The sequence below is a fragment of the Nocardioides soli genome, from assembly GCF_014191495.1.
Lineage (GTDB): Bacteria > Actinomycetota > Actinomycetes > Propionibacteriales > Nocardioidaceae > Nocardioides > Nocardioides soli.
The window spans coordinates 645898-657304 of the sequence record NZ_JACHWR010000002.1; the positions used below are offsets into that span (position 1 = coordinate 645898).

General features: G+C 69.5%; 13 protein-coding genes and 1 tRNA gene. All 14 read left to right on the plus strand.

Annotated features, from left to right (window positions below):
• Positions 1 to 40 precede the first annotated feature (40 nt).
• The 14 genes from FHU40_RS13570 (at position 41) to FHU40_RS13635 (ending at position 11406) form a co-directional block, all read left to right on the plus strand.
• Positions 41 to 113 (plus strand) — tRNA-Trp (locus FHU40_RS13570).
• Between the two features lie 75 nt (positions 114 to 188).
• Complete coding sequence (gene secE, locus FHU40_RS13575; RefSeq protein WP_183592838.1) at positions 189 to 428, plus strand: preprotein translocase subunit SecE; 240 nt, start codon at positions 189 to 191, stop codon at positions 426 to 428.
• A 40-nt stretch (positions 429 to 468) separates the two neighbouring features.
• Positions 469 to 1404 carry a transcription termination/antitermination protein NusG gene (nusG, locus tag FHU40_RS13580; protein WP_221199834.1) on the plus strand — a complete coding sequence of 312 codons (936 nt, stop codon included), beginning with the start codon at positions 469 to 471 and terminating at the stop codon, positions 1402 to 1404.
• 255 nt (positions 1405 to 1659) lie between these two features.
• Positions 1660 to 2088 (plus strand): 50S ribosomal protein L11, encoded by a 429-nt coding sequence (rplK, locus tag FHU40_RS13585; protein ID WP_183592840.1) that lies wholly within the window; start codon positions 1660 to 1662, stop codon positions 2086 to 2088.
• Positions 2089 to 2162: 74 nt separating this feature from the next.
• Entirely contained in the window at positions 2163 to 2882 is a 720-nt protein-coding gene (gene rplA, locus FHU40_RS13590; protein WP_183592841.1) for a 50S ribosomal protein L1, read from the plus strand.
• A 98-nt stretch (positions 2883 to 2980) separates the two neighbouring features.
• Positions 2981 to 3943 (plus strand): D-2-hydroxyacid dehydrogenase family protein, encoded by a 963-nt coding sequence (locus tag FHU40_RS13595; protein ID WP_183592842.1) that lies wholly within the window; start codon positions 2981 to 2983, stop codon positions 3941 to 3943.
• Positions 3944 to 4164: 221 nt separating this feature from the next.
• A complete protein-coding gene (gene rplJ, locus FHU40_RS13600) occupies positions 4165 to 4818 on the plus strand; it encodes a 50S ribosomal protein L10 (RefSeq protein WP_183592843.1) in 654 nt (217 codons plus the stop codon).
• A gap of 74 nt (positions 4819 to 4892) precedes the next feature.
• Complete coding sequence (rplL, locus tag FHU40_RS13605; RefSeq protein ID WP_183592844.1) at positions 4893 to 5288, plus strand: 50S ribosomal protein L7/L12; 396 nt, start codon at positions 4893 to 4895, stop codon at positions 5286 to 5288.
• Positions 5289 to 5484: 196 nt separating this feature from the next.
• The gene (locus FHU40_RS13610) at positions 5485 to 6438 is read left to right on the plus strand and encodes an ABC transporter ATP-binding protein (RefSeq protein ID WP_183592845.1); all 954 of its coding nucleotides are present in this window, start codon (positions 5485 to 5487) and stop codon (positions 6436 to 6438) included.
• A 12-nt stretch (positions 6439 to 6450) separates the two neighbouring features.
• Entirely contained in the window at positions 6451 to 7236 is a 786-nt protein-coding gene (locus FHU40_RS13615) for an MlaE family ABC transporter permease (RefSeq protein ID WP_183592846.1), read from the plus strand.
• A 15-nt stretch (positions 7237 to 7251) separates the two neighbouring features.
• A complete protein-coding gene (locus FHU40_RS13620) occupies positions 7252 to 8079 on the plus strand; it encodes an MlaE family ABC transporter permease (protein WP_183593800.1) in 828 nt (275 codons plus the stop codon).
• 5 nt (positions 8080 to 8084) lie between these two features.
• Complete coding sequence (locus FHU40_RS13625) at positions 8085 to 9380, plus strand: MCE family protein (RefSeq protein ID WP_183592847.1); 1296 nt, start codon at positions 8085 to 8087, stop codon at positions 9378 to 9380.
• Entirely contained in the window at positions 9377 to 10417 is a 1041-nt protein-coding gene (locus tag FHU40_RS13630; protein WP_183592848.1) for an MCE family protein, read from the plus strand. The genes FHU40_RS13625 and FHU40_RS13630 overlap by 4 nt, the downstream gene beginning before the upstream one ends.
• On the plus strand, positions 10414 to 11406 hold the full coding sequence (locus FHU40_RS13635) for an MCE family protein (protein WP_183592849.1): 993 nt from the start codon (positions 10414 to 10416) through the stop codon (positions 11404 to 11406). Before FHU40_RS13630 ends, FHU40_RS13635 begins: the two co-directional genes overlap by 4 nt.
• The last annotated feature ends 1 nt before the right edge of the window (position 11407 follow it).

The window sequence follows — 11407 nt, forward strand, 5'->3', positions numbered from 1 at the left end:
CCCATGTGTGTGGAGTTTGTAGGTTGATGGCGTCACCTGAAGGGCACTAGCTCAACTGGCAGAGCATCGGTCTCCAAAACCGAAGGTTGGGGGTTCAAGTCCCTCGTGCCCTGCAAGACCACCAGGCCGGCCCCCAGGCCGGTCACGCCGGACGACGCAGCACCGAACTAGGGAAAGGGGAGTAGGACGTGCCGAACAGCAAGGCAGTCCGCGGTGAGCGGGGCGGCAGCGCCCACAAGCGCACCAGCATCCCCACGTTCTACCGCCAGGTGGTGGCCGAGCTCCGCAAGGTCGTCTACCCGACGCAGGAGCAGCTGGTCACCTACTTCATCGTCGTGATGGTGTTCGTGATCGTGATGATGGCGATCGTGTCGCTGCTCGACCTGGGCTTCGGCAAGCTCGCCTTCGAGATCTTCGCCGGCTCCTGACGGGCCGTCCCGCGGAGCAACCAGAGCAGCACCCAACGTGATGGAGCAGTACGTGTCTGAGCAGGAGTACGACTCGGTCGACGCCGAGGAGACCACGACGTCGCAGGCCGCGGAGTTCGACGCCGCGGCCGACACGCCTGCCGAAGCGACCCCCGACCCCGCCCTCGAGGACCAGTACGGCGAGGCCGACGACGGCCCCGAGATCGAGAACGACCCCCGCCTGGACGCCGAGAGCACCGACGAGGCCAGCGACGCCTCCCTCGGCCTCGACGACCACGAGGCCGACGGCACCAGCATCGGCCTCTCCGAGGCCGAGGGCGACGAGGGCCCGGACTCCGACGACGCCGACGACGACCCGCTCGAGGCGTTCCGCCGCGAGCTGTGGGCCAAGCCGGGCGACTGGTTCGTCGTGCACACCTACTCCGGCATGGAGAACCGGGTGAAGTCGAACCTCGAGAACCGCATCATCTCCCTGAACATGGAGGACTACATCCACGAGATCGTGGTCCCCACCGAGGAGGTCGCGGAGATCAAGAACGGTCAGCGCAAGATGGTCAAGCGCACCGTGCTCCCCGGGTACGTCCTGGTCCGCATGGACCTCACCGACGAGTCGTGGGCCGCGGTCCGCCACACGCCGTCGGTCACCGGCTTCGTCGGCCACAGCCACCAGCCGGTGCCGCTGTCGATGTCCGAGGTCGAGAGCATGCTCGCGCCCGCCGTGGTCGCCCGCGCCGAGGCCGAGGCGGCCGCCGCCGGCACCCCCGCCGCGACGAGCGGCGCCACCGCGAAGAAGCCCGTCGAGGTCGCCGACTTCGACGTCTCCGACTCGGTCATGGTGGTCGACGGCCCGTTCGCCACGCTGCACGCGACGATCACCGAGATCAACGCCGAGTCGCAGCGCGTGAAGGCCCTCGTCGAGATCTTCGGCCGCGAGACCCCCGTCGAGCTGAGCTTCTCGCAGATCCAGAGGGTTTGAGCCCATGCCCGGAGCTTGCTCCGGGCATGAAGGGCGAAAAGGTTGAGGAGCGTCGGCTCGGACGCCGCGGAGCGGCGAACGAGCGACGCGTCTCGAAACCCGGTGAGCCGAGAAGCAGCGGTGAGCTCGGGATTCGCGCTCTGAGCGTGAGCGCAGCACAATAGACAGGTTGCCCGCGGAGACACGGGCAGCAGCAGGTGGCAGAGGCGTACGACGTACTCCTCGTCAGGACCACGAGACAGAAAGAGAAGCACCATGCCTCCGAAGAAGAAGATCGCCGCACTCGTCAAGGTGCAGCTCCAGGCCGGCGCCGCGACGCCGGCTCCGCCGGTCGGTACCGCCCTCGGTCCGCACGGCGTGAACATCATGGAGTTCTGCAAGGCGTACAACGCGCAGACCGAGTCGATGCGCGGCAACGTGATCCCGGTCGAGATCACCATCTACGAGGACCGCTCGTTCACGTTCATCACCAAGACCCCGCCGGCCGCGGAGCTCATCAAGAAGGCCGCCGGCGTGCAGAAGGGCTCGGGCGCCCCGCACAAGGAGAAGGTCGGCAAGCTGACCAAGGACCAGGTGCGCGAGATCGCCCAGACCAAGATGCCCGACCTCAACGCCAACGACATCGAGGCGGCCATGAAGATCGTCGAGGGCACCGCCCGTTCGATGGGCGTCGACACCCAGTAAGAAGCTCCAGCAGCACCGTGGCAGGGCCGCGCTGGCCCGCTCACCACAACTTTCGAAGAGAGAAGAGAAAGCCCATGCAGCGCAGCAAGACCTACCGCGCGGCGGCCGAGCAGTTCGACAAGGACGAGCTCTACGCCCCGCTTGCCGCGATCAAGATCGCGAAGGGCGCATCGAAGAAGAAGTTCGACGAGACCGTCGACGTCGTCATGCGCCTGGGCGTCGACCCGCGCAAGGCTGACCAGATGGTCCGCGGCACCGTCAACCTCCCGCACGGCACCGGCAAGACCGCCAAGGTCCTGGTGTTCGCGAACGCCGAGAAGGCCGAGGCCGCCCGCGAGGCCGGCGCCGACGTCGTCGGCGGCGACGACCTCATCGAGAAGGTCGCCGGTGGCTGGCTCGACTTCGACGCCGTGGTCGCGACCCCCGACATGATGGGCAAGGTCGGCCGCCTCGGCCGCGTGCTCGGCCCCCGTGGCCTGATGCCGAACCCGAAGACCGGCACCGTGACGCCGGACGTGGCGAAGGCCGTGTCCGACATCAAGGGCGGCAAGATCGAGTTCCGCGTCGACCGGCACGCCAACCTGCACTTCATCATCGGCAAGGCGTCCTTCTCCGAGGCCCAGCTCGCCGAGAACTACGGCGCCGCGCTGGAGGAGGTCCTTCGTCTGAAGCCGGCCAGCTCCAAGGGCCGCTACATCAAGAAGGTCACCGTCTCCACGACGATGGGCCCCGGCATCCAGGTCGACCCCAACCGCACCCGCAACGTCGCGGTCGAGGACGAGGCCACCGCCTGACCCGAGCTCCACACGCTGACCCGGCAGAGATCCTCTGCCGGGTCAGCGGCATTTTCGGGGCACCGCTCCGGGCGCCATCGGCGTGGGAGGCTGTGCGCATGCCCGAGCCGATCCACTGCGTGATCCTCGACGACTACCAGGGCGTCGCCCTCTCGTACGCCGACTGGTCGTCGCTCGACGGTGTGACGGTCTCGGCGGTCGGCGACCACGTGGCCGACGAGGACCTGCTGGCGGAGATCCTCGAGGGCGCCGAGGTGCTGGTGCTGATGCGCGAGCGCACGCCGTTGACCCGCGCGCTGCTCGCCCGCGTGCCGTCGCTGCGGCTGGTGGTGACGACCGGGATGCGCAATGCCGCGATCGACCTCGAGGCCTGTCGCGAGCGCGACGTCGTGGTCTGCGGGACCGGGGCGCTCGCCACCCCGACCGTCGAGCTGACCTGGGCGCTGATCCTCGGCCTGGCCCGGCACCTGGTGGCCGAGTCCGAGCTCTTCGCCGACGCCACCACGCCCTGGCAGTCGACGGTCGGCACCGACCTCGCGGGCGCGACGCTCGGCGTCGTCGGGCTCGGCCGGATCGGCTCCCGGGTGGCCGTCGTGGGCGCCGCGTTCGGCATGGACGTGATCGCCTGGAGCCCGCACCTGACCGCGGAGCGGGCGGCGGAGGCGGGGGTGCGCTCGGTGTCGAAGCACGAGCTCTTCGCGGGCTCCGACTTCGTCTCGCTGCACCTCGCGCTCGCCGCGAGCACCCGCGGCATCGTGGCCGAGCCCGAGCTCGCGGCGATGCGTCCCTCGGCGTACCTGGTCAACACCGCGCGCGCCGGCCTCGTCGACACCGGTGCCCTCGTCGCCGCACTCGCCGAGGAGCGGATCGCGGGCGCCGGCCTGGACGTGTACGACGAGGAGCCGCTGCCCGGTGACCACCCGCTGCTGGCGCTGTCGAACGTCCTCGCCGTCCCGCACCTCGGCTACGTCACCGAGGGCAACTACCGGACGTTCTTCGCCGAGGCGGTCGAGGACGTCGCCGCCTGGCGGGCCGGCTCTCCGGTGCGGGTGGTCGGCTGACCCCGCCGTTTTGGCGATCCGCCGGCGCCGCCGTACTCTTCTCTACGAAACCAGAGACCGCCGGTTGTCGTGCTGTGCATCAGCCCGACCGAAGGTTCCGCGAGAGTGGACGGCCTGCGCAGGTGACAGAGCGAGAAGCATGATCCCACGCCCTGAGCCTGCGCTCGGGGCGTTCGTGTTTGTGGGGCCGGGGCCGGTGGTCGACCACCGGAAGGAGACCCATGGCGCGGGCAGACAAGCAGGCGGCCGTTGCGGAGATCGTTGAGTCGTTCAACGAGTCCGCCGGTGCCGTGCTGACCGAGTACCGCGGTCTCACCGTGAAGCAGCTGCAGGACCTGCGGCGCTCCCTCGGTGCGAACGCCAACTACGCCGTGGTCAAGAACACGCTCGCCAAGATCGCCGCCTCCGAGGCCGGCATCGAAGGCTTCGACGACCTGCTGACCGGCCCGACCGCCATCGCCTTCATCAACGGCGACGTCGTCGAGGCGGCCAAGGGTCTGCGTGACTTTGCCAAGGCGAACCCCACCCTCGTCATCAAGGGTGGCATCCTCGACGGCAAGCCCCTCGACGCGTCCGAGATCGCCAAGCTGGCGGACCTCGAGTCGCGCGAGGTGCTCCTGGGCAAGCTGGCGGGCGCGATGCTCGCATCGCTCAGTCAGGCCGTCTACCTGCTCAACGCGCCGATCGCCCAGGCCGCCCGCCTCGCGGGTGCGCTCCAGGCGAAGGCCGAGCAGGACCCCTCGATCCTCGCAGGTGGTGCTGGCCAGGCCTCGGCCGAGCCGGTCGCCGCTGACGAGGCACCCGCCGAGGAGGCGGCTCCCGCTGAGGAGCCCGCCGCCGAGGCCGCCTCTGACGAGGAGACCGCCGAGGCCTAGGCCCGGCGTACACCACCACCTGAAACCCGGCCCCCGCGATCGCGGCGGGCCAACGACTGGAAGGAAACGCCACCATGGCGAAGCTCAGCACCGACGAGCTCCTCGACGCGTTCAAGGAGATGACGCTGATCGAGCTCAGCGAGTTCGTGAAGCAGTTCGAGGAGACCTTCGGCGTCACCGCCGCTGCCCCGGTCGCCGTTGCGGCGGCTCCGGCAGCGGGCGGCGCGGCCGGCGGCGACGCCGCCGCCGCGGCGGACCAGGACGAGTTCGACGTCATCCTGGAGTCGGCCGGCGACAAGAAGATCAACGTCATCAAGGAGGTGCGCGCGCTCACCTCCCTCGGCCTGAAGGAGGCCAAGGACCTGGTGGAGTCCGCCCCCAAGGCGATCCTCGAGAAGGCCACCAAGGAGGCCGCCGAGAAGGCCAAGGAGGCCCTCGAGGGCGCCGGCGCCACCGTCACCGTCAAGTGACGATCTCCTAGCTGCACCCGCCACGAGGGGCGGTCACCCGACAGGGGTGGCCGCCCCTCGTGCCATTTCCCCTCGCCACCGCAGAAATCGAACTCGCGCGTAACTTCGCTCGCCGGCGCCCGTTGGTACCGGTCAGGGAGATGGAGCAGCGGTTCGGGCGTGCTTCGGCGCGTGCAGCGACGAGGAGGGACGGATCATGGGTGTCGAGATAAAGGTCGAGAACCTCAGCAAGTCGTTCGGCAAGCAGCTGATCTGGGGCGACGTGTCGCTGACCGTGCCGGCCGGCGAGATCTGCGTGATGCTCGGGCCGTCGGGCACCGGCAAGTCCGTCTTCCTCAAGACGCTGATCGGCCTGCTCAAGCCCGACCAGGGCTCGATCGTCATCGAGGGCACCGACATCGCGACCTGCTCGGAGCGGGAGCTCTACGAGATCCGCAAGCTGTTCGGCGTGCTGTTCCAGGACGGCGCCATGTTCGGCTCGATGAACCTCTACGACAACGTCGCCTTCCCGTTGCGCGAGCACACCAAGAAGTCCGAGTCGGAGATCCGCGACATCGTCATGGAGAAGATGGACCTGGTCGGCCTGCTCGGTGCCGAGGACAAGCTGCCCGGCGAGATCTCCGGCGGCATGCGCAAGCGCGCCGGCCTGGCCCGCGCCCTCGTGCTGGAGCCCGAGATCGTGCTCTTCGACGAGCCCGACTCCGGTCTCGACCCGGTGCGTACGGCGTTCCTCAACCAGCTGATCGTGGACCTCAACGCCCAGATCGACGCGACGTTCCTGATCGTCACCCACGACATCAACACCGCCCGCACGGTGCCCGACAACATCGGCCTGCTCTATCACCGGCACCTCGCGATGTTCGGGCCCCGCGAGATGCTGCTGTCGTCGGAGGAGCCGGTCGTGCGCCAGTTCCTCAACGCCCAGCGGGTCGGCCCGATCGGCATGTCCGAGGAGAAGGACGCCGACGAGCTCGAGGCGGAGAAGGACCAGGAGCTGCCGCCGCTGCCGCCGATCCCGCTCCAGCTCGAGCCCTCCAACGGCCTGTCCCGCCGCAGCCAGCGGCCCGCCGGCGAGTGGTGCCGCGAGCACGGCGTGGTCCCGCCGCCGGGGTCGTTCGAGCAGAACATGTCGATGGCCGTCGGCGTCTGACGGAGCCGGCTGATGTCCTCGATCACCGCGCAGCGGGTCCTGGCACCGGTCGGGACCGCGGGCCGGCTCTTCGCCTTCGGCCTCGACGTCGGGCGCAGCGTGTTCCGGCGTCCGTTCCAGGTCCGGGAGTTCATCCAGCAGGCCTGGTTCATCGCCTCGGTGACGATCATCCCGACCGCGCTGGTCGCGATCCCGTTCGGCGCGGTCATCGCGCTGCAGGTCGGTGGCCTGATCAAGCAGTTCGGCGCCCAGTCCTTCACCGGCTCGGCCGCGGTGCTCGCCGTGGTCCGCGAGGCCGGGCCGATCGCGACGTCGCTGCTGATCGCCGGCGCCGCGGGCTCGGCCATTGCGGCCGACCTCGGCGCCCGCAAGATCCGCGAGGAGCTCGACGCGATGATGGTGCTGGGCATCGACCCGATCCAGCGCCTCGTCGTCCCCCGCGTGCTGGCCTGCATGCTGGTCGCGGTCTTCCTCAACGGCCTGGTCAGCGTGGTCGGTGTCGCCGGCGGTTACGTCTTCAACGTCGTTCTCCAGGACGGCACCCCGGGCTCCTATCTGGCGAGCTTCACCGCGCTCGCGCAGCTGCCAGACCTGTGGCAGGGCATGGTCAAGGCGCTGGTCTTCGGCCTGATCGCCGCGGTCGTGGCCTGTTACAAGGGCATGAACGCCGCCGGCGGCCCGAAGGGGGTCGGCGACGCCGTCAACGAGTCGGTCGTCGTCACCTTCATGCTCCTCTTCATCGTCAACTTCGTGATGAGCGCGATCTACTTCCAGCTCGTCCCGCCGAAGACGGGGTGAGCGGCCATGACAGGCATGGCGGGCATCCGGGCGGTCTACGAACGGCCGGCCAGGCTCCTCGACGACCTCGGCACCGAGCTCCTGTTCTTCGTCCGGGCGCTCGCGTGGACGCCCCGCACGATCAACCGCTACCGGAAGGAGATCCTGCGGATCCTCGCCGAGGTGACGCTCGGCTCGGGGGCGCTCGCCGTGATCGGCGGCACCGTCGGCGTGATCGTCGCGATGTGCTTCTTCACCGGCACCGAGGTCGGCCTGCAGGGGTACGCCGCGCTCAACCAGATCGGCACGGCGGCGTTCTCGGGCTTCGTCTCGGCGTACTTCAACACCCGCGAGATCGCCCCGCTCGTCGCCGGCATCGCGCTGGCCGCGACGGTCGGCTGCGGCTTCACCGCCCAGCTCGGCGCGATGCGGATCTCCGAGGAGGTCGACGCGCTCGAGGTGATGGCGATCCCGTCGCTGCCCTTCCTGGTGACCACCCGCATCATCGGAGGCCTGATCGCGATCGTCCCGCTGTACGTCGTGGGCCTGCTGGCGTCCTACTTCGCGACCCGGCTCACCGTCACCCAGTTCTTCGGCCAGAGCACCGGCACCTACGACCACTACTTCAACCAGTTCCTGCCGCCGGGCGACGTGCTCTGGTCCTTCGGCAAGGTGCTGGTCTTCGCGGTGACGGTGATCCTGATCCACTGCTACCACGGCTACAACGCCTCGGGCGGCCCCGCCGGCGTGGGCGTCGCGGTCGGCAAGGCCGTGCGCACCAGCATCGTCGCGCTCAACGTCATCGACCTGTTCCTGTCCATGGCGATCTGGGGGACGACGACGACCGTGCGGCTGGCGGGGTGACGCCGATGGCCCGCGACACGCTCGGCAGCCTGGCGCTCCCCAAGGTGATGGGGGTCGTGTTCCTCTGCCTGCTGCTGTCCGGCGTCTACCTGACGTACGCGATCTTCTCCAAGAATTTCACCGACTACGACCGGGTGACCCTGCAGACGTCGACGATCGGACTCCAGCTGCCGGCGCGCGCCGACGTGAAGGTCCGCGGCGTGATCGTCGGCGAGGTGCTCGGCTTCGAGTCGAACGGCGCGGGCGCCGATGTCACCCTCGGCATCTACCCGAGCCGGCTCGACGCGATCCCGGCCGACGTCACGGGCTCGATCGTCCCCAAGACCCTGTTCGGCGAGAAGTACGTGTCGTTGGTGGTGCCCGACGACCCCGCGGCCGAGCATCTCCAGCCCGGCGCGACCATCGCGAGGACCACGGTGTCGACCGAGGTGGAGCAGGTGCTCTCCGACCTCTACCCGCTGCTGCGCACCGTGCAGCCCGCCCAGCTCAACCAGACGCTCAACGCCCTCGCCACCGCGCTCGACGGTCGCGGCGACGAGCTCGGCGAGAACCTCGAGACCCTCGACGGCTACCTGAGGCGGATCAATCCGCAGATCCCCGCGCTGGTCGACGACCTGCGACTCACCGCCCAGGTGTCCGACGACTACACCGACGTGCTGCCGCAGATCGCGCAGATCCTCGACGACACCGTGCTCACGACCGGCACGCTGGAGGGCCGCGAGGCGAAGCTGCACGCGCTGTTCGAGGACGTGTCGTCGTTCTCCGGCACCGCCGAGGACTTCCTCGACGCGAACGGCGAGAACCTGATCCGGCTCAGCGAGGTCGGCGCCGACCAGCTGCGGGTGTTCGCCAAGTACGCGCCGGAGTACTCCTGCCTGACCCGCGGCATCGTCGAGGCCGGCGCGCGCCAGGCCGAGGCGTTCCGCGGCTTCATGCTGCACATCGTCCTCGAGACGCTGCCCCACCAGCCGCGTCCGTACGGCGCCCAGGACGTCCCGCGGTTCGGCGAGGACCGCGGGCCCAACTGCCTGCACCTGCCGAACCCGCCCTGGACCCAGGACAACCCGGTGCGCCACCAGCCCGACTTCGACGACGGCGTCGACGAGCCGACCGGCAAGGGCACCAGCCGGGTCGTGCCCAACGCGTGGCTCCGGAACGCCGGGCCGGGCAGCCCGGCCGAGACCGAGCTGCTGCGCTCGCTGCTCGGGCCCGCCCTCGGCGTCGGTGCCGACGAGGTCCCCGACCTCGGGCCGCTGCTGGTCGGCCCGATGGCCCGTGGGGCGGAGGTGTCGCTGCGATGAGGCCGAAGCTCCTCGACCGCCGCACCGGCGCCGACCTCGTCAAGCTGGTCGCCTTCATGGTGGTCACCACCCTGGCCACCTCGGTCCTCGTGGTGACGATCGGCAACGTCTCGTTCTCCTCGAAGAGCAGCTACCGCGCCGAGTTCGTCGACGCCACCGGCGTGGTGAAGGGCGACGACGTGCGGATCGCCGGGGTCAAGGTGGGCACCGTCGAGGACATCGAGATCGTCGACCGCACCCGGGCGCTGGTGACCTTCAGCGTCGACGACGGGGAGTCGCTCAGCCGGGCCACCCACGCCTCGATCCGCTACCGCAACCTGGTCGGCCAGCGCTACCTCTCGCTCTCCGACGAGATCGGCGACACCGCCGACCTCGCACCGGGGGACACGATCCCGGTCGGGCAGACCACCCCGGCACTCGACCTCACCGTGCTGTTCAACGGCTTCAAGCCGCTCTTCCAGGCGTTGTCCCCGGCGGACATCAACCAGCTCTCCTACGAGATCGTCCAGGTCTTCCAGGGTGAGGGCGGCACGCTCGAGGGACTGCTCGCGCACACCGCGTCGGTCACCTCGACGCTGGCCGGCCGCGACCAGCTGATCGGCGACCTGATCGACAACCTCAACCAGGTGCTCGACCACCTCGGCGACCGCGACGAGCAGCTGAGCCGGCTGATCACGACGTTCCGCTCCTTCGTGGGCGGCCTCAAGGGCGACCGCAAGGCGCTCCTCGGCTCGCTCGACGAGATCTCCGACCTCTCGGTGGAGACGGCCGGCCTGGTGTCCGGCATCCGCGAGCCGTTCGTCGACGACATCCACCAGCTGCGCCGGCTGTCGAAGAACCTCGACGACGGCAAGGCCGAGCTCGACCGGACGCTGCAGGTGCTGCCGATCAAGCTCGAGAAGGTCGGCCGCACCGCGACGTACGGCTCGTGGTTCAACTTCTACCTCTGCCACTTCCAGGGCCGGGTCCGACTGCCCGGCGGCGGCTCCGTCCCCGTCGACTACGACACCGGCTCCGACAGGTGCGATCTCGGATGACACGGCCGACGAGGGGACCCAAGCCGACCTCCTTCCGCGAGCGCAACCCGGTCGTGATCGGGGCGGTGAGCCTTGCCGTGGTCGCCCTGCTGGTGCTCGCCGCGTTCCGCGCCCAGGACCTCCCGGTCATCGGTGGCGGCGACACCTACTACGCCGCGTTCGCCGAGTCCGGTGGGCTCAAGGCCAACGACGAGGTGCGCATCGCCGGGGTGCGGGTCGGCAAGGTCGAGTCCGTCGAGCTCGACGGCGACCACGTGCGGGTCGAGTTCCGGGTCGAGAGCGACTCCGGCTTCGGCCCCGACACCCGCGCCGCGATCAAGGTCAAGACCCTGCTCGGCGCGATGTACCTCGCCCTCGAGCCGGCCGGCCCCGGTCAGCTCGCCGAGGGCGGCGAGATCCCGGTCGAGCGCACCAGCTCGCCGTACGACGTCGTGGACGCGTTCTCGGGCCTGGCCTCGACCACGGAGCGGATCGACACCGACCGGCTCGCGACGTCGCTCACGACGCTGGCCGACCTGACCCGCAACACTCCGCAGGAGTTCCGCAAGGCGCTCGCCGGCGTCTCGGCGCTGTCGTCGAACATCGCCGCGCGCGACCAGCAGATCAACACGCTGCTGAAGAACCTCGACCGGGTCTCCGGCGTGCTCGACGAGCGCGACCGCGACATCGTCGGGCTGATGAAGGACTCCGACGTCCTGTTCCGCGCGCTGGTGGCCCGACGCGACGCCGTGCACGGCCTGCTGGTCTCGACGGCCAGCCTCTCCCGGGAGCTCACGGCTCTGGTCAAGCAGAGCCGCGCCGACCTCGCGCCCGCCCTCGACCACCTGAGGAACGTCGTCGCCGTGCTGAACAAGAACGAGGACAACCTCGACAGCAGCCTGCGGCTGATGAAGCCGTTCTACCGGGTCTTCGCCAGCACGCTCGGCAACGGGCCGTGGTTCGACACCTACATCCAGAACCTGCCGCCGGTCCCGCAGGTGGGTGGCTGAC

Bases quoted from the DNA above. Each gene is read 5' to 3' on its own strand.
- FHU40_RS13610 (WP_183592845.1), top strand. From the start codon at position 5,485: ATGGGTGTCGAGATAAAGGTCGAGAACCTCAGCAAGTCGTTCGGCAAG.
- rplK (WP_183592840.1), top strand. From the start codon at position 1,660: ATGCCTCCGAAGAAGAAGATCGCCGCACTCGTCAAGGTGCAGCTCCAG.
- FHU40_RS13620 (WP_183593800.1), top strand. From the start codon at position 7,252: ATGGCGGGCATCCGGGCGGTCTACGAACGGCCGGCCAGGCTCCTCGAC.
- FHU40_RS13630 (WP_183592848.1), top strand. From the start codon at position 9,377: ATGAGGCCGAAGCTCCTCGACCGCCGCACCGGCGCCGACCTCGTCAAG.
- FHU40_RS13625 (WP_183592847.1), top strand. From the start codon at position 8,085: ATGGCCCGCGACACGCTCGGCAGCCTGGCGCTCCCCAAGGTGATGGGG.
- FHU40_RS13615 (WP_183592846.1), top strand. From the start codon at position 6,451: ATGTCCTCGATCACCGCGCAGCGGGTCCTGGCACCGGTCGGGACCGCG.
- nusG (WP_221199834.1), top strand. From the start codon at position 469: ATGGAGCAGTACGTGTCTGAGCAGGAGTACGACTCGGTCGACGCCGAG.
- rplJ (WP_183592843.1), top strand. From the start codon at position 4,165: ATGGCGCGGGCAGACAAGCAGGCGGCCGTTGCGGAGATCGTTGAGTCG.
- FHU40_RS13595 (WP_183592842.1), top strand. From the start codon at position 2,981: ATGCCCGAGCCGATCCACTGCGTGATCCTCGACGACTACCAGGGCGTC.
- rplL (WP_183592844.1), top strand. From the start codon at position 4,893: ATGGCGAAGCTCAGCACCGACGAGCTCCTCGACGCGTTCAAGGAGATG.
- FHU40_RS13635 (WP_183592849.1), top strand. From the start codon at position 10,414: ATGACACGGCCGACGAGGGGACCCAAGCCGACCTCCTTCCGCGAGCGC.
- rplA (WP_183592841.1), top strand. From the start codon at position 2,163: ATGCAGCGCAGCAAGACCTACCGCGCGGCGGCCGAGCAGTTCGACAAG.